This is a genomic window from Mesorhizobium sp. B2-3-4, assembly GCF_006442315.1.
Taxonomy (GTDB): domain Bacteria; phylum Pseudomonadota; class Alphaproteobacteria; order Rhizobiales; family Rhizobiaceae; genus Mesorhizobium.
On record NZ_VFVY01000012.1, the window covers coordinates 39,151 to 62,742 of the forward strand.

Sequence of the window (23,592 nt, forward strand, 5' to 3'; positions counted from 1 at the left end):
ACAAGCCGCCGAAATCAGCTTGTCAGAACTGTTATATTAGTGCAATAGTGCCGCCGGCCTGCCAGGGAGGAACCTAGCCAGACATGACTGCCGCCGCCAATTGCGCCTTGGACATGAGAGGCATCAGCAAGACCTTTCCGGGCGTGAAGGCTCTGTCCAACGTCAACTTCGCCGTCAGGTTCGGCACGGTCCATGCGGTCGTGGGTGAGAATGGCGCTGGCAAGTCGACGCTGATGAAGGTGCTCAACGGCTCCTACGCGCCGACCAGCGGCACCATCAAGGTCGGTGGCGCCGAGGTGCGCATGCGACGCCCCGCCGACGCACAGGCGCTCGGCATCCGCATGGTGCACCAGGAAATCAATCTGGTGCCGGACCTGACCGTTGCGGAGAACGTCTATCTCGGCCGCATGCCCGGCAAATGGAGCTGGCTGCGCAAGGGAGAAATGGTCAGCAAGGCCGCCGCCGTCCTTGACGAGCTCGGAGCGGAAATCAACCCGCGCGAACGGCTCGGCAATCTCTCGATCAGCCAGCAGCAATTGGTCGAGATCGCCAAGGCCTATGCCGCGCAGCCCCGCATCATCGTCCTGGATGAGCCGACATCGAGCCTCAGCGAACACGAGACGGCGGCGCTGTTCAGGATATTGCGCAAGATGCGCGATGACGGCATCGCCATCATCTACATCAGCCACCGGCTGAAGGAAGTGCTGGAGATAGCCGACGAGGTGACCGTGTTGCGCGACGGCTCGATGATCGAGACGCGTCCGATCGAAGGCATAACCGCCGCGCAGATGATCCGGTTGATGGTCGGCCGCGAGGTCAGCAATGTCTTCCCAAAGAGCCCGGCCGAGATCGGCAAGTCCGTGCTGCGCGTCGAGCGCATCAGCGACGGCGCGCGCTTCCGTGATGTCAGCTTCGATGTTCGGGCCGGCGAGATTCTGGGCCTGACCGGCCTGGTCGGCGCCGGCCGCACCGAAGTGGCACGCGCAATCTTCGGCCTGTCGCGCCTCGCGGAAGGCACGGTCAGCGTCAACGGCCGCAAGGTCTCGATCAAGTCTCCCTCGCAGGCCGTCAAGGCTGGCATTGCCTATGTTCCGGAAGATCGCAAGGGCGACGGCATCGTGCCGGGCATGTCGATCCGCGAAAACATCAGCCTGCCCATCCTGCGCCGTCTGAGCCGTCTCGGGCGCATCAGGCGCAGCGCCGACCGCGCATTGGCGGCGGACTACGTAAAGCAGTTCTCGATTTCGCCACCCGATGGCGAGCGGCGCATCAACCTCCTTTCCGGCGGCAACCAGCAGAAGGCGGTCATCGCCAAATGGCTTGCCGCCAGGCCGTCGGCCTTGATCCTCGACGAGCCGACGCGCGGCGTCGATGTCGGCGCCAAGGCCGAGATCCACAACATCATCGGCCAGCTCGTCGCAAGCGGCATGGCGGTGGTGATGATCTCCTCGGAACTGCCCGAAATCCTGGGCGTCTGCGACCGCGTCGTGGTCATGCGCGACGGCCATGCCTGCGAGCCGCTGCAGCGCGCCGAACTCAGCGAGGAGCGCATCATGGCCCTGGCGACCGGGGAGGAAATGGCGTGACCGATGCGGCCATGGAGATCAGCGGCGTGACCCGCAACGACCGTTTTACGCGCGGCAGCAAGCTTGTCGACGCCCTGTCGAAGGCCGGGCTCGCCTTCGCCATCCTGGCCGTGATGGCCTACGGCTCGCTTGTCAGCCCGGCTTTCTTCACGTCGGGCAATCTGCTCAATGTCCTGACCTCGATGTCGATCGTCGGCATCGTCGTCGTCGGCATGACCTTCGTGCTGGTGGTCGGCGGCCTGGCCGATCTGTCCGTGCCGGCCACGATCGCATGCGGCGCCATCCTGTCGCTCGGGTTGCAGCCGATGATCGGGCCGCTGCCGGCCTTTGTGCTCGCGGTCGGCCTCGCCGGCCTGATTGGCCTGATCAACGGCGTTCTGGTCGGCTATGTCGGCATCAACCCCATCATAGCCACGCTCGGCATCGGCACCATCGGGCTGGGCATCGTCCAGGCCGCGGTCGGCGGCGTCATCGTCTATGGCAGCAATCCGGCGTCCGCCGAATTCGCCAAGGGCCGGTTGTTCGGCATTCCGGTCGTGGTCCTGATCTTCCTGGCCATTGCGCTCATCGGCCATTTCGTCCTGTCGCGCTCCTTCTGGGGCAGATGGACGCTCGCCACAGGCGGCAATTACAGCGCCGCCGAGGCAAGCGCCGTTCCCGTGCAGGCGGTGAAGGCCGGCGCCTTCGTCATCACGGCACTCGCCTCCGGCATCAGCGGCGGCCTGCTCGGGCTGACCTTGCAGAGCGCGCGGCCACTGATCGGCGCCGGCTATGAATTCAGTGCCATCACCGCCGTGGTGGTCGGCGGCGTGTCGATCATCGGCGGCTTCGGCTCCGTGCCGCGGGCGATCGCCGGCCTGATCTTCGTGCAACTCCTGACCAATGTGATGGTGCTCGACGGCGTGCGCACGCCGATCCAGGGTTTTGTCCTCGGCATCCTGATCGTCGGCGCGGTCGGCATGGACGCGGCATTGCGCAAGCGGGGGGTGGCGTGATGCGGTTCCTCGCGCTTGCCTCGCGCCACAGGGTCGTGATCATCCTCGGCCTGACGCTCATCATTTCCGCGCTGGTGGTTCCCGGCTATTTCTCGGCGTCGACCCTCGGCCTCGGCCTCGATCGCGCGGCCACGATCGGCCTGATCGCCATCGGCCTGACCGTGCTTTTGATATCGGGCCAGATCGATCTTTCCGGCGGCGCGGTGTTTGCCCTGGCCGGGATTGTCTCGGTCATCCTGCAGCGCGAGATCGGCATCTTGCCCGCCGCCATCGTCGGCATCCTGGTCGGCGCGGTCGCCGGTGCCATCAATGGCGGGCTGGTCGTCGGGCTGAAAGTCAACTCGCTGGTGCTGACGCTGGCCACGATGCTGATCTTCCGTTCGCTGGCGCACTGGATCACCAACAGCCAGCCGGTGACGGGCACCGACATCATGCTGTCGCTGGCGCTGGCCAAGATCTATCTCGATGTCTTCACCATCCGCAGCGCGCTGTTCATCATCCTGATCGTGCTGCTGCATGTCTGGCTGACGCGCACCATTCCGGGCCGTAACGTCTTTGCCGTCGGCTCCAATCCGGCGGCCGCCAAGGAGAGCGGCATCGCCTCGGATCGGATCGTCTTTCTCGGCTTCGTCTTCGCCGGCACGCTCGCCGGCCTGGCCGGGGTTCTCCAGAGCCTCGTCACCAACACCGGTTCGCCCGTCTTCGGTTCGGAACTGACGGTCGCCGTCATTGCCGCGGTCGTCGTCGGCGGAACCCGCCTCGAAGGCGGCAGGGGATCCGCGCTCGGCACGCTTGGCGGCGTGCTGACCATCGGCTCGCTGACCATCGCGATGGAGTTCCAGTCTGTTCCCGCATACGTCCAGCAGGTCGTATCGGGGCTCATCCTGATCTTGCTCGTCGTGCTCGATCGGGCCGTTACTACCAAGGGGAGGGCTCCGGGCACGCGCCCCGCGCTCATCAGCGACAATCCAATCACTCAAGGAGGAAAAGCATGATTGGGAGGAACAATATGATTGGAACAAGAGGCCTGCTCCAGGCCGCTGCGGTGGCGGCGCTGCTGGCATCGACAGGTTGGGCCAACGCCAAGACGGTTTGCTATGTGACGGCGGCGGATTCGCATGCCTATGCGACGCCGGCCAACAAGGCGCTCGAGGCCCGCGCCAAGGAACTCGGCGTCGATATCCTCAGCCTCAGCCAGGACTTCGACGTCCAGAAGGGCACCGAGCAGCTCAACACCTGCGTGGCGCGCAAGGTCGACGGCATCATCCTGTGGCCGCTCGACCCGCAGGCCTACATTCCGGGCCTTGCCCGCGCGCAACAGGCGAACATCCCGGCGATCCTCATCAATTCGCCGATGAGCGACGACGCCAAGCCGTTCATCAAGTCCTTCACCGGACCTGACGTCTATGAGGAAGGCAAGCTGGCGGCCGATTCGCTGAGCAAGGCGCTCGGCGGCAAGGGCTCGGTCGTGATCATCGCCGGCCAGGCCGGCAATGGCACGACCATCGGCCGCGTCACCGGCTTCACCGACCGGCTGAAGGAGACCAACGCCGACATCAAGGTGCTCGACACCGTCAATGCCGACTTCGACCAGCAGAAGGCGCTGGTGGTCAGCCGCGACCTGATCACCCGTTTCGGCGACCAGATCAGCGGCGTCTACGCCAATGACGACACCATGGCACGCGGCTTCATCGACGCCTGGAAGGAGGCCAATCCGTCCAAGGCGGCACCGCCGATCGTCGGCATCAACGGCCAGAAGGACGCGTTCGAATCGATCCGGACCAACGAGATGTATTCGACCATCGTCCAGTCGCCGGTCGAGGACGGCCGCCTGGCCATCAATACGATGGCGCAGATCATCGATGGCAAGGAGGTCAAGGACCGGCTGCCGATCCCGCTGACCGTCGTCACCAAGGAAAACGTCAACTCGGTCGAGCCGGCATTCTGATCCAAAGGGCCGGCCGTTGGTTCAGCAAGGCCGGCCCTCTCTGTCTTCTGCGGCGACTTGCGTGATGTGGCTGCATCGCCTGCCGGACCTGGCGGATCCGGGATGCAGCCGACGAGGACAAACCCATGAAGTTCAGCCTGATCTTTTTCTCCAATTCCTATCCGGAAGAGGCGGGCGGCGCCTACGCCGTCATCTCCGAAATGGCCCGCTATGGCGACCGGCACGGTTTCGAAGCCGTCTGGGTGCCGGAGCGCCATTTCCATACGATGGGCGGTATCTATCCGAACCCGGCGGTCGTGGCGGCCTATCTGGCCTCGATCACCAGGACAATCCGCCTGCGCGCCGGCAGCGTCGTGGTGCCCTTGCATCACCCGGCAAGCATCGTCGAATCCTGGTCGGTGGTCGACCATCTCTCCAATGGCCGCGTCGACCTTGCGCTGGCGAGCGGCTGGAACGTCAACGACTTCGTCCTGGCGCCGGCCTCCTTTCCCAACCTGCGCGATATCTGGTTCGAGCGCATCGAGGAAATCCGCAACCTGTGGCGGGGCCGGCCGATTTCCTATCCCAACGGTGCGGGCAAGCCGACCGAGATCGTCACCTATCCGCGTCCGCTGCAGCCGGAGCTGAACCTGTGGCTCACCGCGACCAAGCAGCCGGAATCCTTCCGCCGGGCGGGCGAACTCGGAATGAACGTGCTGACCATGCTTTCCGGCATTTCACTGGAGCAACTGGCGCGGAAGGTCGAACTCTACCGCCAGGGTCGCGAGAGCGCCGGGCTCGATCCGGCCACCGGCACCGTGACGCTGATGCTGCACACATTTGTCCACGAAGACATCGACACGGTGCACAGGGCGGTCAGGGGCCCCTTTCTCGATTATATCAAGACCAGCCTGATGAGCCATCTGCAGGGCGGTGCGGTCGATGTCGGGCGCCAGCTTTCCTCCGACGAGATCGACAAGATGGCCGAATACTCGTTCGAGCGCTATTTCGGCACCGCCGCACTGTTCGGCACTGTTGCCGACACCCGCCGCTTCGCGCTCGCCGCCGCTTCGGCGGGCGTCGATGAGATCGCCTGTCTGCTGGACTACGGCCCGTCCGTGGCCGACATCCGCCTGAACCTGCCATATCTGGCCGAGTTGAAGCACAGTTTCGAAACGGTCGAGGCGTAGCCCGCGACCGCCATGTGGACTCATCCGGAAAATCGACCCAGCTTGCGGCACAGAGCGGCGGCCGCCACCGTCCCCGCCGCGATGGCGATCGTCGGCATGTCCTGCCGCTTTCCCGGCAGCACCGGTCCCGAAGCGTATTATCGCTCCCTCATCGAAGGCGCGGACCTGTTTTCGCCGCCGCCACGCGAACGGTGGGCCTGGTGCGGCAATGACCGTATCCAGGTGCCCAGGATGGGCGTGCTCGCCGATATATTCGCGTTCGACAACACCCTCTTCCGCATCTCCCCGCGTGAGGCCGAGACCATCGATCCGCATCAGCGCCTGATGCTGGAGGAGGCCTGGCTCGCCGTCGAGAACGCGGGCTATGCGCTGGAGGATTTCAGGCGGCGCACGACCGGAGTGTTCGTTGCCGTCTACAATCCCGATTTCCAGTTCTATGCGCGGGCGGGTGAGTGGGACGAGATCTCGCGCATGTACCTGGCCGCCGGCAGCGCGCATGTGATGGTGCCGAACCGCATCTCCTACGTCCTCGATCTCAACGGGCCGAGCGAGGTTGTCGACACGGCCTGTTCCAGTTCCCTGGTCGCGGTGCACCGCGCCGTCGAGGCGATCCGCAACGGTGAATGTGAACAGGCCGTCGTTGGCGGCGTCAGCCTGTTGCTGGAGCCGAGCCGGCTGGTCATGCTGCAGGAACTCGGCCTGCTCAGCCTTTCCGGATGCTGCGCGCCGTTCGACCGGGACTCGCGCGGGCAGGTGCTGGGCGAAGGCGTGGCGGCCCTGGTCATCAAACAGCTGGACAACGCGCTTGCCGACCGCGACACCATCCACGCCGTGATCACCGGCTGCGGCGTCAATCACCAGGGCGCCACATCGGGCGGGCTTACCCGCCCGAGCGCCGCGGCTCAGGCCGAGCTGATCCGCAAGACCTATCGCCGGCATGGCCTTGGCCCGGACGCCGTCGCCTATATCGAGGCGCATGGCAATGGCGGCGCCGGCGACCTCAGCGAATTGCTGGCCTTCCAGCATGTGTTCGACGACGGCATCGCCATCGGATCGGTGAAAGGCAATATCGGTTTCCTCGAAGCCGCCGGCGGGCTGTCCCAGATCATCAAGGTGGTCATGGCGATGAAGCATGGCGTGATGCCGGCAACGAGGTCGCATCATAGCCTGATCGAGGATGCCGACCTTCGTCCCGGCTCGACGCCGATCCTGCGGGAGAACACGCCCTTGCGGGATATTGCCGGCAACAGCAACCAACCGTTCTCGGCAGGCATCCACGCCTACGGACTGGGCGGCTGCAACGCTCATGTGATCCTGAGTCAACCATCTGCAATCGCGGCCCCTGACATGGATGTCCTGCCCATCCTGCTCTCCGGCGAGGATACCGGGGAAATCATGCGAGCCGCCGAACGGCTGCTGGAATGGCTCCGGCAAAATCCATCGCCATCATTGTCCGACATCTGCTTTACGCTCGCTGCTGGCAGCCCCAACAAGCAGCAGCGAGCGGCTTTTCTCGTCGCCTCGAAAGAGGATCTCGCTGACCGGCTTGCGAGCTTCATAGGTCATGCGCGAGCAACCGATAGCATGTCCTTGCCACGCACCGAGCGCCTCACCGAGGCCATGGACCAGTGGCTCGCCGGGGGCATTGTCGCATGGGAGGACATCATTCCTTGCGGGCACAGGATAGCTGTCGCACCAGCTCCGCTCCGTCGCCGCCGGTTTCCGCTGCCGACCGTCGCTGCATCGAAGTAGGAGAGAATTTCCAATTCCCGGTTCGGATTTAGAATAAACTAACTCTACAGAATTTATAGAATAAGCAATCTGGGCGCGATCTGGTTCTCGCTTCAGGAACGCGTCATGACCACCCCTCGCGACATTCCCGACCGCATCAAGGTTCTGTGGTTCCTGCCGACACATGGCGACAGCCGCTATCTCGGCACGACGGAGGGCGGCAGGGCCGTCGACCTGCCTTACCTGACGCAAGTGGCGAAGGCCGCTGACACGCTGGGCTATTACGGCGTGCTGCTGCCGACCGGCCGTGCCTGTGAGGATTCCTGGGTGGTGGCCTCGGCGCTGGCGCCGCTCACCGAGCGCCTGCGTTTCCTCGTCGCCGTGCGGCCCGGACTGCAGTCGCCGACGCTCGCCGCGCGCATGACCGCCACGCTCGACCGCATCTCCAACGGCCGTCTGCTGATCAATGTCGTCACCGGCGGCGACCCGCTGGAGAACAAGGGCGACGGCATTTTCCTGTCGCATGCCGAGCGCTACGAGGTGACGCAGGAATTCCTGCGGATCTACAAAAGCGTGCTGCGCGGCGAGACGGTCGAGCATCAGGGCAAGCATTTCAAGATCGAGGATGGCCGCCTGCTGTTCCCGCCGGTGCAGACGCCCTATCCGCCGCTCTATTTCGGCGGTTCCTCCGATGCCGGGTCGCAAGTGGCGGCGCAGGAGATCGACAAGTACCTGACCTGGGGCGAGCCCCCCGCCGATGTCGAGCGCAAGCTCGACGCCGTTCGCGAGCTGGCCGAGAAGGCCGGCCGCCAACTCTCCTTCGGTATTCGCCTGCATGTCATTGCGCGTGAAACCACCGAAGAGGCCTGGGCCGCCGCCGACAGGCTCATCAGCCGGCTCGACGACGCCACCATCGCCTCGGCGCAAAAGGTCTTTGCCCGCATGGATTCGGTCGGCCAGGCGCGCATGAGCGCGCTGCATGGCGGCAGCCGCGACAAGCTGGAGATCGCCCCCAATCTGTGGGCCGGCGTCGGCCTGGTGCGCGGCGGCGCGGGCACCGCACTGGTCGGCGATCCCGATACGGTAGCCGAGCGCATCGACGAATACCGGCGCCTCGGCATCGACACCTTCATCCTGTCCGGCTACCCGCATCTGGAAGAAGCCTATCGCTTCGGCGAACTGGTGCTGCCGAAGCTGCCGACCGACCATCCGGTCAAATCGGCCGGCTCGTCCGTCAACACCGGCCCGTTCGGCGAGACGATCGCCGGCGATCACCGGCCGAAATCGCTCGCCAGCGCCTCGTGAACGCGCTGCCTCCGGCCCGCCAGCTTAGCGTCGCCATCATCGGCGGCGGCTTTTCGGGCGCTGCCGTGGCCTGGCATCTGGCGCGCGGGCCGGAGCGGCTGTCGATCTCGGTGATCGAGCCGCGCCCGGTGATTGGCGGCGGCCTTGCCTATTCCAGCCAGGAGCCGTCGCACCGGGTCAACGTCCCGGCCGTCAGGATGAGCATGGCGCCTGACGATGCGCAGCATTTCGCGCGCTGGCTGGCGGCCAGCGGGGAAATCAAACGCGACGCGGATGCGTTGTGGACCAATGGCGATGTGTTTCCGCGCCGGCGTGTCTTCGGCCGCTATGTCGCTGAGCAACTCGCACCATACCTCAAATCCGGCGCTATCCGCCACGTCAAAGCCCAGGCCACGCGGGTCGTGCAGGAGGCCAATGGCGCCGGCTGGACAGTGCACACCGCTGCCGGAGCGGTCACCGCCGACATCGTGGTGCTGGCGGCGACACATCCCCAGCCCGGAATTCCCGACGCGCTGGCCTCGCTGACGGAAGCGCCGGGCTTCGTCGCCGATCCCTACGCCGCATCGGCGCTTGCCGGGATCGGGCCGGAGGCCTCGGTGCTGATCGTCGGCTCGGGGCTGACGTCCGCCGACATGGTCGCAGAACTCGATCGCCGTGGCCATCGCGGCCGCATCCTGGCGCTGTCACGGCGCGGTCTGCGCTCACGCGGCCATCCCGACGCGAGGGGCGAGCCTTTCGGCGACTTTGCCTCGGTGCCGGCCACGACGGCGCTTGGACTGCTCAAGACCATCCGCGCCACGCTGGCGGCGGCGCGGCATGCCGGCGCCAACTGGCAGTCGGTGTTCGACCAGCTTCGCTCGCAGGGGGCGGCGCTGTGGGCCGCCCTTGCGCCGCGTGAGCGGGCAAGGCTGGTCCGCCATCTGCGCGTCTTCTGGGATGTGCATCGCTTCAGGATCGCACCGCAGGTCGCCGAGGTGCTAGAGCGCCGCCAGGCGGCGGGCACATTCGACACCATCGCTGCCAGGCTTGTCGCATCGAACGATGAGGAAGACGGCCTGGCCGTCAGCTTCCAGCGGCGCGGCCGCACAGCGATTGAGACGGTGCGCTTCGATGCCGTCATCAACACGACAGGCCCCGCTCATGGTCAGGCGCTTCAGTCCAATCCGGCGCTGCGCTCGCTGGCCGAGGCCGGTCTGGTCAGGGCCGATGCCTACAGGCTGGGCATCGACACCAGCCTGGGCAGCCGCGCCATCGGCCGCGACGGCAGACCGGTGGCGACGCTGCTGGTCGCCGGCCCGCTGGCGCGCGGCACTTTCGGCGAGCTGATGGGCCTGCCGGAAGTCGCCCGTCACGCCCAGTCGGTCGCGGCCGAGGTCGTGAGGCTGATTGAAGCGGCTCCGAAGCCTGGCGCGACTGCCGGATTTCGCTGACACCGCAGGCCGGTGTGGTGGCAAAAAATTGGTATTTCCGTCCGGAAAGGGCGTCAAAAACGGAAAATCCATCTTTGTATATAAATTCCATAAACATAATAAATATTGGCGGCATCCGGCTGCAGCCGGCCAATCAACCGCCTGAATGGGAGATAGTTCATGGCACACGCAGAAAACGACGCGGTCAAATTCGCCTACTGGGTGCCCAACGTGTCGGGCGGACTGGTGATCTCCAACATCGAGCAGCGCACCAACCATTCGGCTGAATACAATCGCAAACTGGCGCAGATCGCCGAGAAAGCCGGCTTCGACTATGCGCTGAGCCAGATCCGTTTCACCGCCGGTTACGGCGCCGACGAGCAGCACGAATCGGTGGCGTTCAGCCACGACCTGCTGGCGGCGACTACGACGCTCAAGGTGATCGCGGCCATCCTGCCCGGCCCGTGGAACCCGGCGCTGGCGGCCAAGCAGCTCGCCACCATCAGCTATCTCACCAATGGCCGTGTCGCCATCAATCTCGTCTCCGGCTGGTTCCGTGGCGAATTCCACGCCATCGGCGAGCATTGGCTGGACCATGACGAGCGCTACCGCCGCTCCGAGGAGTTCATCCGTTCGCTGCGCGGGATCTGGACCGAAGACAGCTTCACATTCCGCGGCGATTTCTACCGCTTCAACGAATATTCGCTGAAGCCGAAGCCGCCGCAACTGCCCGAAATCTTCCAGGGCGGTTCGTCGCGTGCCGCGCGCGACATGGCATCGCGCGTGTCGGACTGGTACTTCACCAACGGTAACACGCCGGTCGAGATCGCCAAGCAGGTCGACGACATCAGGGCAAAAGCCAAAGCCAACGACCACTCGGTCAAGGTCGGCGTCAACGCCTTCGCCATCGTCCGCGAGACCGAGGACGAGGCCAAGGCGGTGCTCGCCGAAATCATCACCAAGGCCAATCCTGAAGCGGTCAACGCTTTCGGCCATGAGGTCAAGAATGCCGGCAAGTCGTCGCCGGAAGGCGAGGGCAATTGGGCGAAGTCTTCCTTCGACGATCTCGTCCAGTACAATGACGGCTTCCGCTCGAACCTGATCGGCACGCCGCGGCAAGTCGCCGAGCGCATCGTCGACCTCAAGCGCGCCGGCGCCGATCTCATCCTGCTCGGCTTCCTGCATTTCCAGGAAGAGGTCGAGTATTTCGGCAAGCATGTCATCCCGCTCGTTCGCGAGTTGGAAGGCGCCGATCAGGCGGCATCGCTGGCCGCGGAATAGCTCAACCGGACGAACTGGCCGGACAGAAGTCCGGCCAGCGCATCGACGCATGACCGGCGCTCGAACCCTCGGGCGGCGATGAGGCTTTGCGCGCCTGCCGGCGCGGTCGGGGATGATGGAAATGCCGTTGGCCAGCTATGCCTTGGGAGTGATGGAGGCCTCGGTCTATGCGCCGGAGGTATTCGCGCGCGGCCTGCCGGCTGGAGCGCAACCGGAGAACGCCACCACTGCGGTACCGGCTGCCCATGCTGCCGCGCCGCTGCTCTCGCTGCAGGGCATCGGCCTGTCGTTCGGCGGCGTCGTGGCGCTGGCCGACATCGACCTGTCGGTTCGTCCCTGCGAGATCAGGGCGATCATCGGGCCGAATGGCGCCGGCAAGAGCTCGCTGATCAATGTCATCAGCGGCGTCTACCGTCCTGATCGTGGCCAGGTCCGGCTCGCCGGCGCAGGCTACACCCAGGTGCCGACGCAGCGCCTGGCGCATCTCGGCGTCGCCCGGACCTTCCAGAACCTTGCTCTGTTCAAGGGCCTCAGCGTTCTCGACAATGTCGCTTCCGGTCTCGCCTACAGGGTGCGCTCCAACTTTGCCGGCCAGGTGCTCGGCATCGGCCGCTCGCGCGGCGAGCGCCGCGACGCCTTGAGCCGTACCGATCAGATCCTCGAATTCCTCGATCTCGCCGCCGTTCGCGATCGTCTTGCCGGCACCTTGCCCTACGGGCTGCAGAAGCGGGTGGAACTCGCCCGCGCTCTGGTCGCGCAACCGCGCCTGCTTCTGCTCGACGAGCCGATGGCCGGCATGACGGCGAGCGAAAAAAGCGAGATGGCCGATTTCGTGCGCGCCGCGCGCGACCGTTTTTTCACGACCGTCGTGCTGATCGAGCATGATGTCGGTGTCGTCATGGGCCTCTCCGACCGCATTGCCGTGCTCGACTATGGCCGCAAGATCGCCGACGGCGCGCCCGACGAGGTCAGGAACGACCAGCGTGTCATCGATGCCTATCTCGGCGTCGCCTCCGACAATGAGGCCCTCTCTCAAGATGAAGGAAGGGCAGGCATATGATCGCCGATTTCGACTACCAGTTCTTCATCGAGGTGCTCGTCGGCGGGCTGCTTTCAGGCGTCATGTACTCGCTGGTCGCGATCGGCTTCGTGCTGATCTACAAGACATCGGGCGTCTTGAATTTCGCGCAAGGCGCGCTGCTCCTGTTCGCGGCACTCACCTTCGTCAGCCTGGTCGAGCGCGGCGTGCCGTTCGCACTGGCGCTGGTTGCCACCTTCGCCATCATGGTGGCCATCGGCATCGCCATCGAGCGCACGGTGCTCAGGCCGCTCACCAACAAGCCGCCGATCACTTTGTTCATGGCGACGCTTGGGCTCTCCTACATCATCGAAGGCGCCGCGCAGCTCATCTGGGGCACGCAGGTGCATGGCCTCGACCTCGGCATCGAAGATGTCCCGCTGGAAGTCGGCGGCGTGCTGATCAGCCAGTTCGACATTTTCGCCGCCGTCGTCGCCGCCGCCATGGTTGTGCTGCTCTCGCTGTTCTTCCGCTACACCCGCATCGGCCTCGCCTTCCGCGCCGTCGCCGACGATCAGTTCGCCGCCCTCGCGGTCGGTCTGAGATTGCCGCTGATCTGGTCGACGGTCTGGGCCGCAGCCGGCCTCGTCGCGCTGGTCGCCGGTCTACTGTGGGGCGCGCGTCTCGGTGTGCAGTTCTCGCTCTCGCTGGTGGTGCTCAAGGCGCTGCCGGTGCTGGTGCTCGGCGGCTTCGATTCCATCCTCGGCGCCATTGTCGGCGGCCTGCTGATCGGCGCCAGCGAAAAGCTCGCCGAGGTCTATATCGGCGACTATTTCGGCGGCGGCATAGAGAGCTGGTTCGCCTATGTCGTGGCGCTGGTCTTCCTGCTCGTCCGTCCCTCCGGCCTGTTCGGCCAGAAGCTCGTGGAAAGGGTCTGAGCCATGGCCGCGATTACAGGCGACGTCTTCGCCGCGCCGGTGCTGCCGAAATGGATCGCACCCGTACTCCTGCTTGCCTTCGCTTATGGCGTCGTGCCCCTCTTCGGTTCGAGCTATCTGTTCGAGGCCATCCTGCTGCCCTTCCTGGCGCTGAGCCTCGCCGGCGTCGGCTTGAACATCCTCACCGGCTATGCCGGCCAGGTCTCGCTTGGCAGCGCCGCCTTCATGGCGGCGGGTGCCTTCGCCGCCTATAATTTCAACTTGCGGATCGAGAGCCTGCCACTGGTCGGCTCCATCGTGCTCGCCGGCTTCGTCGCCGCCGCCATCGGCATCGTCTTTGGCCTGCCCAGCTTGCGGTTGAAGGGCTTCTACCTCGCCGTCTCCACGCTCGCCGCGCAGTTCTTCGTACAATGGGCGCTGACCAAGTTCAGCTGGTTCTCGAACAACTCCGCCTCCGGTGTCATCGACGCGCCGAGACTGTCGATCGGCGGCTTCGCGCTGGATGGTGCCGTCGGCCGCTATCTCTTCGCGCTGACCGTCGTCAGCATCCTCACCTTCCTCGCCTATCGGCTAGTCTCTTCGCAAACGGGCCGCAACTTCATCGCCATCCGCGACAATGAGACGGCCGCCCGCATCATCGGCATACCGGTGCTGAAGACCAAGCTTTTGGCCTTCGCCATCTCGTCCTTCATCATCGGCGTCGCCGGCGTCATCTGGGCCTTCGCCTATCTCAGGACCGTCGAGCCGGACGGCTTCGATCTCGACCGCTCGTTCCAGATACTGTTCATCATCATCATCGGCGGCCTGGCCTCGATCCGTGGCGCCTTCTTCGGCGCGGCCCTGATCGTCGTCTTCCCGCTTGGCTTGTCGCGCCTCGGCGGCTTCCTGCTTGGCGACGTCTTCGATTCCGGCGTGCTCGACATGAGCCAGCGCATCGTGCTCGGCGCGCTGATCATCCTGTTTCTGATCCTCGAACCGGACGGGCTGGTGGCCCTGTGGGACAGGGTCCGAAGACGGCTGCTGTTTGCCTGGCAGTCGACCTGAACAGCCCATTCGAAAATCAACCAAAAGCCGGATCAAAGACGGCCCATCTCAGGAGTTTCCAGACCATGACGTTCCTCAGCACAATCAAGGCGGCGGCGCTGTCCGCAGCGATGATCGTGTCGGTGGCCTTGCCGGCCGCCCACGCCGACGAACAGTACTTCCCGCTGCAGAGCTACCGCGTCGGGCCCTATGCGGCCGGCGGCACCGGCTTCTTCGGCGGCTTCATCGACTATCTGAACCTCATCAACATCCGCGACGGCGGCGTCAACGGCGTCAAGCTGACCTGGGACGAGTGCGAGACCCAGTATGAGGTCGAGCGCGGCGTCGAATGCTACGAGCGCCAGAAGAGCCATGCCGGCGCCGCCGCCTGGAACCCGCTGTCGGTCGGCATCGCCTACGCCATGATCGACCGCATCACCGCCGACAAGGTGCCGCTGATCACGGTCAACCACGGCCGCACCGATTCCACCGACGGGCGTGTTTTCCCCTACGTCTTCCCACTACTGCTCAACCCCTACAGCGAGACATCAGGCATTGTGAACTACATCGCCTCGAAGGAAGGCGGCATCGACAAGCTGAAGGGCAAGAAGATCGTCGTGCTCTATCATGGCTCGCCGTATGGCAAGGAAACGATCCCGATCTACGAATTGCTGGCGCAGAAATATGGCTTCACCGTCCAGCAGATCGAAGTGCCGCATCCCGGCAACGAGCAGCAGTCGCAATGGCTGACCATTCGCCGCGCCAAGCCTGATTTCGTCGTCCTGCGCGGCTGGGGCGTGATGAACCCGGTGGCGCTGAAGACCGCGGTCAAGGTCGGCTATCCGGTCGACCATATCGTCGGCAATGTCTGGTCGAACTCGGAAGAGGACGTCATCCCCGCCGGCGACGCCGCCAAGGGCTACACTGCCATCACCACCCAGGCCTCCGGCAATTCCTATCCGGTGGTGCAGGAAATCGTGAAGACGGTGTACGACGCCGGCAAGGGCAACCTCGAGGACAAGTCGCGCATCGGCTCGGTCTACCACAATCTGGGCATCGTCAACGGCATCCTCAACGTCGAGGCGATCCGCGTCGCGCAGGAGAAGTTCGGCCACCGCACGCTGACCGGCGATGAAGTCCGCTGGGGCTTCGAGCACCTCAAGCTCGATCCGGCCAAGGTCGAGGCACTCGGCGCCAAGGACCTGTTCCATTCCATCAATGTCAGCTGGGACAACCACGAAGGCGAAGGCTACGTGACCTTCCAGCAGTGGGACGGCAAGAAGTGGAACGTCGTCTCCGACTGGATCGCCCCCGACTGGGCGCTGCTGCGGCCGATCATCGAAAAGTCAGCCGAAGCCTATGCCAAGGAGAAGGGCATCAAGCTGCGCACCGCCGACGATGCCAACGCCGTGACCACCAACTGATCGCAAGATCGGGCGCTGCGGATGCCTCCGCAGCGCCCGGCCTGTCCAGGTTCGAGAAGCGCGGAAACAACCATGCCCGACACAGAAATCATCCTTGCCGTCGACACCGTCCACGCCACCTATATCAACGCAATCACCGCGCTGCATGGCGTCGGCTTCCAGGTCGGGCGCGGCGAAATCCTGGCGCTGCTGGGAGCCAACGGCGCCGGTAAGACCACCACTCTGAAGGCTGTCTCCAACCTCTTGCCGGCCGAGCGCGGCCAGGTCACTGCCGGCTCGATTCACTATGATGGTTCGGACGTGTCACGCCGCACGCCAGGCGACCTCGTGCGCGCCGGGCTGGTGCCGGTGCTGGAAGGCCGCCATTGCTTCAAGAGCCTCACCGTCGAGGACAATCTGGTCGCCGGCGGCATCGGCCGCGGTGGCCGCCGCGCCGAGATCAGCGCGGACCTCGAATGGATCTATGTCTATTTCCCCCGCCTGAAGGAGAAACGCCGGACCTTGTCTGGCCTGACGTCGGGCGGCGAACAGCAGATGACCGCGATCGGCCGGGCGCTGATGTCGCGGCCACGCCTGCTGGTCCTCGACGAACCGTCGATGGGCCTCGCCCCGCTCGTCGTCCAGGACATCTTCCAGACGCTGCGGAAACTCAACCGTGAGACCGGCCTGTCGATCCTGGTCGCTGAACAGAATTCGGCGGTGGCGCTTCGCTATGCCGACCGGACCACGGTGCTCGAAAACGGCGTCTCCGTGCTCTCCGGCACAGCCGCCGATCTTCGCCAGCGCGAGGACATCAGGGCGCTCTATCTCGGCCAGCAGCCGTCATCCGCCGCCAAGCCGACCCACCTCCATGCCGTCGCTTGAACCGAAAATTTGAAGGAGCAGTGAAATGACCGTCTCAACCGTCAAGACCGACCAGGCTTCCGCCGCGGTCCCGCCCGTAGCCAGGCCATCGGCGCCGGCGCACATCATCAAGAACGACGCCGAGGCGATCGCGATCGCCCACGCGCTCGCCGCCGAGTTCGTCAAGGATTCGTCCAAGCGCGACCGCGAGCGGATCTGGCCGGTCGCCGAGCTCGATGCCTTCTCGCAGAGCGGCCTGTGGTCGATCAACGTACCCAGGGCGTTCGGCGGGCCCGAAGTGTCCTATGCGACGCTGGCCAAGGTGGTCGAGATCATCTCGGCGGCGGATTCCTCGATCGGCCAGATCGCCCAGAACCATCTCGGCGTCGTCGCCGCCATCCGTACCGTCTCCGATTTCGATCAGCAGAAGCTGCTGTTTGCCGAAGCGCTGAAGGGCACGCGGTTCGGCAACGCCTTTTCCGAATTCGGCTCCAAGCGCGCCGCCGATTTCGAGACCCGCTTCACCGATGCCGGCGATCATGTCGTCGTCAACGGCCGCAAATTCTATTCGTCGGGCGCGTTGCTCGCCCATCTCGTGCCGATCGTCGCCGTCGACGACGAGGGCCGCGCCTGGTACGCCATCGCCGATCGGGGCGCGCCGGGCCTGACCGTCATCGACGACTGGTCGAGCTTCGGCCAGCGCACGACGCTGTCGGGCACCGTCATCATCGACAACGTCAAGGTGCCCAAGACGCATCTGGTGCCTGGCTACAAGGGCTTTGACCGGCCGACCGCCGACGGCGCCATCTTCCAGATCATCCAGGTGGCGGTCGACACCGGCATCGCCCAGGCGGCGATCGACGAGACGGTTCACTTCATCAGAACGAGAAGCCGCGCCTGGATCGACAGCGGCGTCGACAATGCCTGGGACGATCCCTACACCATCCAGGCAATCGGCGACCTGACGCTGCGCCTGCACGCGGCGCAGGCGCTGCTCGAGAAGGCTGGCCACGCCATCGACAGAGCGGTCGCGGAGCCAACCACGGAAACCGTGGCGCATGCCCAGATAGTCACGGCGGAAGCGAAGATCCTGTCGACCGAGATCGCCATAGCCGCCACCAACAAGCTGTTCGAACTGGCCGGCACACGCTCGACTCTGGCCGAGCACAATCTCGACCGCCATTGGCGCAACGCCCGCACGCACACGCTGCACGATCCCGTGCGCTGGAAATATTCCATCCTCGGCAAGTATTTCCTCAACGGTGAAAACCCGCCGCTGCACGCCTGGAGCTGATTTCGCCGGGTGGTTTCGCCGCCGCCGGTTACTGTCCTCGCGGTACTGGCGGCGGGGAAGCTTACCCGCAGTTTACGACCATCGGCTACATAAGTTCCTGTCTGATTCGCACTGGACAGGAACATCATGAGCAAAGCCCTTTCGTCCTTCGCACTGGTCACGGTCTTTACCGCTCTGCTCATGGCGCTGAGCCTGGCCGTGGCCAGGCACGGCTACCCCTACGGCGCTATCGGCGTGAAGCGCCTCGACGGCATTGCCGATGCCGCGACCTTCATCCCGCTGGCGGCGGTCTATTTCTTCAGCGCGATGCTGATGATGATCCTGCCGATCCGCGCCGCCAGCATCGTTCTCACCCATGCCGCCGATGCGATCTTCTGGGCGGTGATCGTGCTGTTCGCCACCATTGTCGGCGGCCTTCTGGCAAGATGGGCCTTCGGCCAGGGCGGCGTGCTTTCAGCACTGCTCAATTGGCGCTTCCTGTTTGCCGTGGCGATCGTCGGCTGTCACTTCGTCATGAACGAACTGCGCCGCAATGTGCTGTTGCGCAGCCTGTTCTTCGTCGTCTTCGCCGCCGCGACCCTGGCTTGCCTGTTCTGGTCGTTCACGCTCTGAGCGTGATCATCGCCGGTTAATTGTCGGCAGCGATATGGCCGGCGGCCTGCTCCATCCATGTCCAGAGATAGGCCGCGAGACCGCGATCGACGTGGATGCGCAGCCTGTTTTCGTGGCGGTAGACGATGGCGCTGACGCCGGCGAAGGAAAGCGCCGCGCTGGCGCTTGGCTGGCTGGGATCGAGCGTCGTCCCGCGCGCGATGAAAGCGTCGAGTGCCGGGCCCTCGGCCTCGAACACCTGCAGCCCGGCGCTGAGTTTCGTCACCGCGAAGCCGTCCTCGTGCCAACCGGCGGCAACAGCCAGCGGCGTGTTTGAAACGACGAGCAGCCGGTCGCGCGCCAGCCGCGCGGCATAGCGATCACCCTTGGCCGCCCCAAACGCACCCACGCCATCGGCCTTCATGGTGGATACACGCGCCCAGGCGTCGAGGTCGCCGCCGACCAGCGATTGGTCGAGGTCAGAGACAGCGCGCACGGCCAGGCCCGGTGCGCTGACGGTCGCCGAGCTCCAGTCGGGGGCGATGGACCATTTCTCCGCGAGATCACGCATTGAGCCGCTCCCCCGCCGGGTCGTAGGCGCAGGGCGCGGCGATCGTCGCAGTCCTGAGCTTGCCGAGATGTTGCATTTCGATCGTCTCGCCATGCCTTGCGGCGCCGCATTCCATCAGGCCAAGCGCGATCGGTCGGCCAAGTGTGGGGCTCTCGTAGCTGGATGTGACAAAGCCCTGGCTGCGCAGCCTGCCGTCGCTCCGCTTGATACCGTGCGCGCCGGTCGGCAATGGCGCTTCGCCTTGCGGCACGGTGAGGCCGACGAGTTGCAGCCGGTCGCCGCGCGACGCCTGCTCGGTGAACAGCGAACGGCGGCCGACATACTCCGTCTGGCGCTTGGCGCGAGGCCCTTCGCTTCCGAGATCGTGCGGCAGTGTGGTGCCGTCCGTGTCCTTGCCGATGACGATGAAGCCTTTCTCGGCGCGCAGGATCATCAGCGCTTCCAGGCCGATGAGAACGGCGTCGAACGCCTTGCCGGCCTCACGCAGATGCGCCCATAAAGGTTCGGCGCGGTCGGCCCGGATCGAGATCTCGTAGCTCCTGTCGCCGGTGAAGCTGACGCGGGCGATGCGGATCTCGTTACCGCCATAGCCGCCGTGGCCGATCGCCATATGCGGCAGGTCGGCATCGGCGAGCGAAAGGCCGAGCCCGACCGTTTCGAGCAGCTTGCGGGCGTTCGGCCCGGAGACTGTCAGCGTCGCCATTTGCGATGTCGCGTTGTGGATATAGACCGCGCCACACCCGAAACGGTCCTGGCGCCATTCCTCCAGGCGGGCGTGGACGGCCGCGACATGCGAGGACGAGCACGACACGACGAAACGGTGTTCGTCCAGCCGCACCAGAACGCCGTCATCGAAGACCACGCCGTTTTCCGACAGCATGAAGCCGTAGCGGCAGCGGCCGGGCTTCAGCGTCGACATGGTGTTGTAGTAGAGGAAATCGACGAACTCGGCCGCCTTCGGCCCGATCACCTCGATCTTGCCCAGCGTCGAGCCATCGAACAACGCCACCGACTGGCGGGCGCGCCGCGCCTCGTCCTGGATCGTGCGATCCGCGTCGGCATCACGACCGCCATAATGGGCCGGCCGCAGCCAGCCGCCATATTCCTGGAAGACGGCGCCGCTTTCGCGGTGCGCGCTTTCCAGCGGCAGCCGGCGCACCGGCGCCATCGATTGGCCGACGCGCCCGCCGGCGAAGCTCGCCAGCGGCACCGGCGTGAAGGGCGGGCGATAGGTCGTGGTGCCGATTTCGGGCACGGTGCGGCCGGTGATGCCTGCCATCAGCGCCAGGCCAGGCAGGTTGGAGGTCTTGCCCTGGTCGGTCGCCATGCCAAGCGTGGTGTAGCGCTTCAGATGCTCGACCGAGACGAAGTTTTCGCGCGCCGCGAGTTCCACGTCCTTCACCGTGACGTCGTTCTGGTAGTCGATCCAGACGCGCCCCTTCGAGCCGGGCTTGGGCCATGCGGCGCTGATACCGCCTGTTGCCTCTGGTCCCGTGCTGCGCGGTGCGGCTGGCACTTGCGCACCGGGTGCGGCGACGGCTTTCTCGGCGCTGGTGAAGACTTCCGACAGGGAAACCGCGCCGGCGGCGGCGCCGGCAACAGCGATGCCGTCGACGGGATCGCCCGGCAGGAAGGCGGCGCGCGCCTCGCTCCAGGCGAGCTTCCCCTTGGCCTGGCCGAAGAGATGGATGGTCGGCGTCCAGCCGCCGGAGACCAGCACGCAATCGGCGTCGAGCCTGCTGCCGTCGTCCAGCGTCACCGCCTCGACGCGCAGCCTGCCGATGGCTGAGGCAAGCGTTCGGCCCTTGACCAGCTTCATCTTCGCGGGCGCCGCCGGCATGCCATCGCGCCTGATGTCGACAACAGTGACGTCGGCGCCGGCCTCGATGACAGCGGCCGCCACTTCATAGGCACTGTCGTTGTTGGTCGCGACGACGATGCGGCGGCCGGCCAGCACCGCATGGCGCCTGAGATAGCTCAGTGCGGCATCCGCCGACAGGATGCCAGGCAGATCGTTGTTGGCGAATGGCAGCGGCCGCTCGATGGCGCCGGTCGCCAGCACGATCTTGCCTGGCCTGACCCGCCATAGCGTGTCGCGCCGGCCATCGAAATGGCGTTGGTTCAACCCGACCAGATTGTGGTCGTAGATGCCGAAGGCGGTGGTCGATGGCAGGATCAGATGACCGCCGGCGGCAAGTGCCGCTAGCGTCTCCTCGATCCACGTCGCTGCCGGTTTGCCGTCGATCTCACCGTCCCTGTAGCCGAGCGAGCCGCCTGGCTCGCGCTGATCGTCGACCAGCGTCACGGAGAGACCCGCGCCGGCCGCAAGCTTTGCCGCCGCCAGTCCGGCCGGTCCAGCGCCCACCACCAGCACGTCGCAGTGATGGTTGACCTGATCGGCCGGTCCCGATGAGACCCAGCTCCTGTCCACTTCGCCCAGTCCGGCCATGGCGCGGATGCGCGGCTCGAACATGTGCCAGTCCGGCCACATGAACGTCTTGTAGTAGAAGGCCGCCGGAATGAAGCGTGAGAACCGGTCGAGGAAGGCGTTGCGATCGGCGAGTGCATTGGGCGTCGCGTTGACGCTTTTCGCCACCAGCCCTTCTCGCGCCGGTTCGGTCGTGGCGCGTGTGTTGGGTGACGCCCCGTCGATATCGATCAGCGCGTTGGGCTCCTCCACGCCGGCGCCCCAGATGCCGCGCGGCCGGTGATATTTGAAGGAGCGGCCGACGACGGCGACGTCGTTGGCCAGCAGGGCCGACGCGATGGTGTCGCCGGCAAAGCCGTCCACGGTCGCGCCGTCGAAGCTGAAACGGACTGGCCGTGACCGGTCGATGGCGCTGCCGCCCGTGGCGAGACGCGAGGCGGTCATGCGTGCTCCCCGCCAAGTTCGGCCGACGAGAGGATTTTGTGCGTAAGCGTGTCGCGCTCCATGACGAAGAACTCGCCGCAGTTCATATGCACCCAGATCTCGCGCGCCGTGCCCTTCGGATTGCTCCGGAGGTAGAGATAGTTGGCCCAGCGGTCGATCGGCACGTCGCCACCGTCGGGCCTGGTATTGCCGGCATCGCCGCCATAGTGGAATTCCGTCTCGTCGCGCGGGCCGCAGAACGGGCAAGGAAAGAGCTGCATGTTCGTCTCTGGTCTCTGTCTCAGTGCGCGATGCCGGAGCCGGCCGCTTCGTCGATCAATCGCCCGCTGGCGAAACGGTCGAGATCGAAGGGGCGGCTGATGTCGTTGTGCTTGCCCGTTGCCAGCAGGTTCGCCAGCAGCGTGCCGCCGGCGGGGATCGCCTTGAAGCCGCCAGTGCCCCAGCCGCAATTGAGGAACAGATTGGGCAGTGGCGATTCCCCGATGATCGGAGACGAGTCCGGCACGACGTCGACGATGCCGGCCCATTGCCGCATCAGTTTCAACTGGCCGAAGATCGGGAACATCTCGAGAAGACCTGATATCACCGTCTCCAGCGTCGGCAGATTGCCGCGCTGCGCATAGGAGGGAATGCGGTCGAGCCCGCCGCCGATGACGATCTCGCCCTTGTCCGACTGGCTGACATAGACGCCGGTACCGGGCGACAGCACCACCGTGTCGAGGATAGGCTTGACCGGTTCGGACACACAGGCCTGCAGCGCATAGGAATTGATCGGCAGCCGGAAGCCGGCCTTGTCTGCCAGCACCGAGGAGTGCCCGGCGACGGCCATGCCGATGCGCTCGGCGCGGATCGTGCCGCGCGTCGTCTGGACGCCGCGGCAGCGGCCGCCCTCGACGATGAAATCTGATATCTCGCAATTCTGGATGATGTCGACGCCCAGCCGGCTCGCCGCCCGCGCATAGCCCCAGGCGACGGCATCGTGGCGCGCCGTTCCGGCGCGGCCCTGCCAGATGCCGCCGAACACCGGAAAACGCGCGTCGGGCGAGAAATTGTAGATCGGCGCCACCCGGCGCACGTCTTCAGGAGAAAACAACTCCGCGTCGATGCCGTTGATCTGCATGGCGTTGACGGTGCGCGCGCCGATCTCCATCTCGGCGGTCGAGTGGCACAGATTGACCATGCCGCGCTGCGACAGCATGACGTTGTAATTCAGGTCCTTCGACAGGCCCTCATAGAGCCGGTGCGCCAGACCGTAGATCTCGACGCTCTCCGGATAATAATAGTTGGAACGCACCACCGTGGTGTTGCGGCCGGTGTTGCCGCCGCCGATCCAGCCTTTTTCAAGCACGGCCACTCGGGCGATGCCGTGATTCCTGGCCAGGTAATAGGCCGTCGCCAACCCATGGCCGCCGCCGCCGATGACGATGGCGTCGTAGGATGCCTTCGGCTCCGGCGAGCGCCAGGCCTGTTTCCAGCCGGTCTGGCCGGCAAGGCCTTCCTTGAACAGCGACAAAGCGGAATAGCGTCTGGTCATGGCGTGGCGGACAGGCCTGTTTCTGGAGAATAAATGCGGGTCATTCCATCGTCTTCTGCA

20 protein-coding genes are annotated in these 23,592 nt (G+C 65.2%); 16 read left to right on the top strand and 4 right to left on the bottom strand.

Going from position 1 to position 23,592, the window contains the following annotated elements; genetic code table 11:
• Positions 1-113: 113 nt before the first annotated feature.
• From FJ967_RS18585 to FJ967_RS18660, 16 genes are all read left to right on the top strand, one after another.
• Positions 114-1,586, top strand: coding sequence for a sugar ABC transporter ATP-binding protein (locus tag FJ967_RS18585; RefSeq protein WP_246675307.1), 1,473 nt, complete (start codon positions 114-116; stop codon positions 1,584-1,586).
• On the top strand, positions 1,583-2,581 hold the full coding sequence (locus FJ967_RS18590) for an ABC transporter permease (protein WP_246675308.1): 999 nt from the start codon (positions 1,583-1,585) through the stop codon (positions 2,579-2,581). The genes FJ967_RS18585 and FJ967_RS18590 overlap by 4 nt, the downstream gene beginning before the upstream one ends.
• Positions 2,581-3,576: an ABC transporter permease gene (locus FJ967_RS18595; RefSeq protein ID WP_140733412.1), complete on the top strand. Its 996-nt coding sequence runs from the start codon at positions 2,581-2,583 to the stop codon at positions 3,574-3,576. Before FJ967_RS18590 ends, FJ967_RS18595 begins: the two co-directional genes overlap by 1 nt.
• Before the next feature lie 14 nt (positions 3,577-3,590).
• Positions 3,591-4,529: a sugar ABC transporter substrate-binding protein gene (locus FJ967_RS18600; RefSeq protein ID WP_140733280.1), complete on the top strand. Its 939-nt coding sequence runs from the start codon at positions 3,591-3,593 to the stop codon at positions 4,527-4,529.
• Between the two features lie 125 nt (positions 4,530-4,654).
• Positions 4,655-5,698, top strand: a complete 1,044-nt coding sequence (locus FJ967_RS18605; protein ID WP_140733281.1) for a MupA/Atu3671 family FMN-dependent luciferase-like monooxygenase — start codon at positions 4,655-4,657, stop codon at positions 5,696-5,698.
• Between the two features lie 42 nt (positions 5,699-5,740).
• Positions 5,741-7,450: a polyketide synthase gene (locus FJ967_RS18610; protein ID WP_181175982.1), complete on the top strand. Its 1,710-nt coding sequence runs from the start codon at positions 5,741-5,743 to the stop codon at positions 7,448-7,450.
• A 105-nt stretch (positions 7,451-7,555) separates the two neighbouring features.
• Positions 7,556-8,734, top strand: a complete 1,179-nt coding sequence (ssuD, locus tag FJ967_RS18615) for an FMNH2-dependent alkanesulfonate monooxygenase (RefSeq protein ID WP_140733283.1) — start codon at positions 7,556-7,558, stop codon at positions 8,732-8,734.
• Entirely contained in the window at positions 8,731-10,164 is a 1,434-nt protein-coding gene (locus tag FJ967_RS18620; protein WP_140733284.1) for an FAD/NAD(P)-binding protein, read from the top strand. The genes ssuD and FJ967_RS18620 overlap by 4 nt, the downstream gene beginning before the upstream one ends.
• A 159-nt stretch (positions 10,165-10,323) precedes the next feature.
• A complete protein-coding gene (gene sfnG, locus FJ967_RS18625; protein ID WP_140733285.1) occupies positions 10,324-11,424 on the top strand; it encodes a dimethylsulfone monooxygenase SfnG in 1,101 nt (366 codons plus the stop codon).
• A gap of 121 nt (positions 11,425-11,545) precedes the next feature.
• Positions 11,546-12,484 (top strand): ABC transporter ATP-binding protein, encoded by a 939-nt coding sequence (locus FJ967_RS18630; protein ID WP_140733286.1) that lies wholly within the window; start codon positions 11,546-11,548, stop codon positions 12,482-12,484.
• Positions 12,481-13,380, top strand: a complete 900-nt coding sequence (locus tag FJ967_RS18635) for a branched-chain amino acid ABC transporter permease (RefSeq protein WP_140733287.1) — start codon at positions 12,481-12,483, stop codon at positions 13,378-13,380. Before FJ967_RS18630 ends, FJ967_RS18635 begins: the two co-directional genes overlap by 4 nt.
• Before the next feature lie 3 nt (positions 13,381-13,383).
• On the top strand, positions 13,384-14,424 hold the full coding sequence (locus tag FJ967_RS18640; protein ID WP_140733288.1) for a branched-chain amino acid ABC transporter permease: 1,041 nt from the start codon (positions 13,384-13,386) through the stop codon (positions 14,422-14,424).
• A 65-nt stretch (positions 14,425-14,489) separates the two neighbouring features.
• Positions 14,490-15,827, top strand: coding sequence for an ABC transporter substrate-binding protein (locus FJ967_RS18645; protein ID WP_140733289.1), 1,338 nt, complete (start codon positions 14,490-14,492; stop codon positions 15,825-15,827).
• Between the two features lie 72 nt (positions 15,828-15,899).
• Positions 15,900-16,691 carry an ABC transporter ATP-binding protein gene (locus FJ967_RS18650; RefSeq protein WP_140733290.1) on the top strand — a complete coding sequence of 264 codons (792 nt, stop codon included), beginning with the start codon at positions 15,900-15,902 and terminating at the stop codon, positions 16,689-16,691.
• 25 nt (positions 16,692-16,716) lie between these two features.
• A complete protein-coding gene (locus FJ967_RS18655) occupies positions 16,717-17,964 on the top strand; it encodes an SfnB family sulfur acquisition oxidoreductase (RefSeq protein WP_140733291.1) in 1,248 nt (415 codons plus the stop codon).
• 126 nt (positions 17,965-18,090) lie between these two features.
• Positions 18,091-18,576: a hypothetical protein gene (locus FJ967_RS18660; protein WP_140733292.1), complete on the top strand. Its 486-nt coding sequence runs from the start codon at positions 18,091-18,093 to the stop codon at positions 18,574-18,576.
• A gap of 16 nt (positions 18,577-18,592) precedes the next feature.
• On the opposite strand, the gene FJ967_RS18665 is transcribed toward FJ967_RS18660, so the two are convergent.
• Genes FJ967_RS18665 through FJ967_RS18680 form a run of 4 tightly spaced genes read right to left on the bottom strand, consistent with a single transcriptional unit; the run spans position 18,593 to position 23,532 of the window.
• Positions 18,593-19,126 carry a hypothetical protein gene (locus FJ967_RS18665; protein WP_140733293.1) on the bottom strand — a complete coding sequence of 178 codons (534 nt, stop codon included), beginning with the start codon at positions 19,124-19,126 and terminating at the stop codon, positions 18,593-18,595.
• Positions 19,119-21,998: a sarcosine oxidase subunit alpha family protein gene (locus FJ967_RS18670; RefSeq protein WP_140733294.1), complete on the bottom strand. Its 2,880-nt coding sequence runs from the start codon at positions 21,996-21,998 to the stop codon at positions 19,119-19,121. The genes FJ967_RS18665 and FJ967_RS18670 overlap by 8 nt, the downstream gene beginning before the upstream one ends.
• Positions 21,995-22,258 carry a sarcosine oxidase subunit delta gene (locus tag FJ967_RS18675; protein WP_140733295.1) on the bottom strand — a complete coding sequence of 88 codons (264 nt, stop codon included), beginning with the start codon at positions 22,256-22,258 and terminating at the stop codon, positions 21,995-21,997. Before FJ967_RS18675 ends, FJ967_RS18670 begins: the two co-directional genes overlap by 4 nt.
• Before the next feature lie 20 nt (positions 22,259-22,278).
• The gene (locus tag FJ967_RS18680) at positions 22,279-23,532 is read right to left on the bottom strand and encodes a sarcosine oxidase subunit beta (protein WP_140733296.1); all 1,254 of its coding nucleotides are present in this window, start codon (positions 23,530-23,532) and stop codon (positions 22,279-22,281) included.
• Between the last annotated feature and the right edge of the window lie 60 nt (positions 23,533-23,592).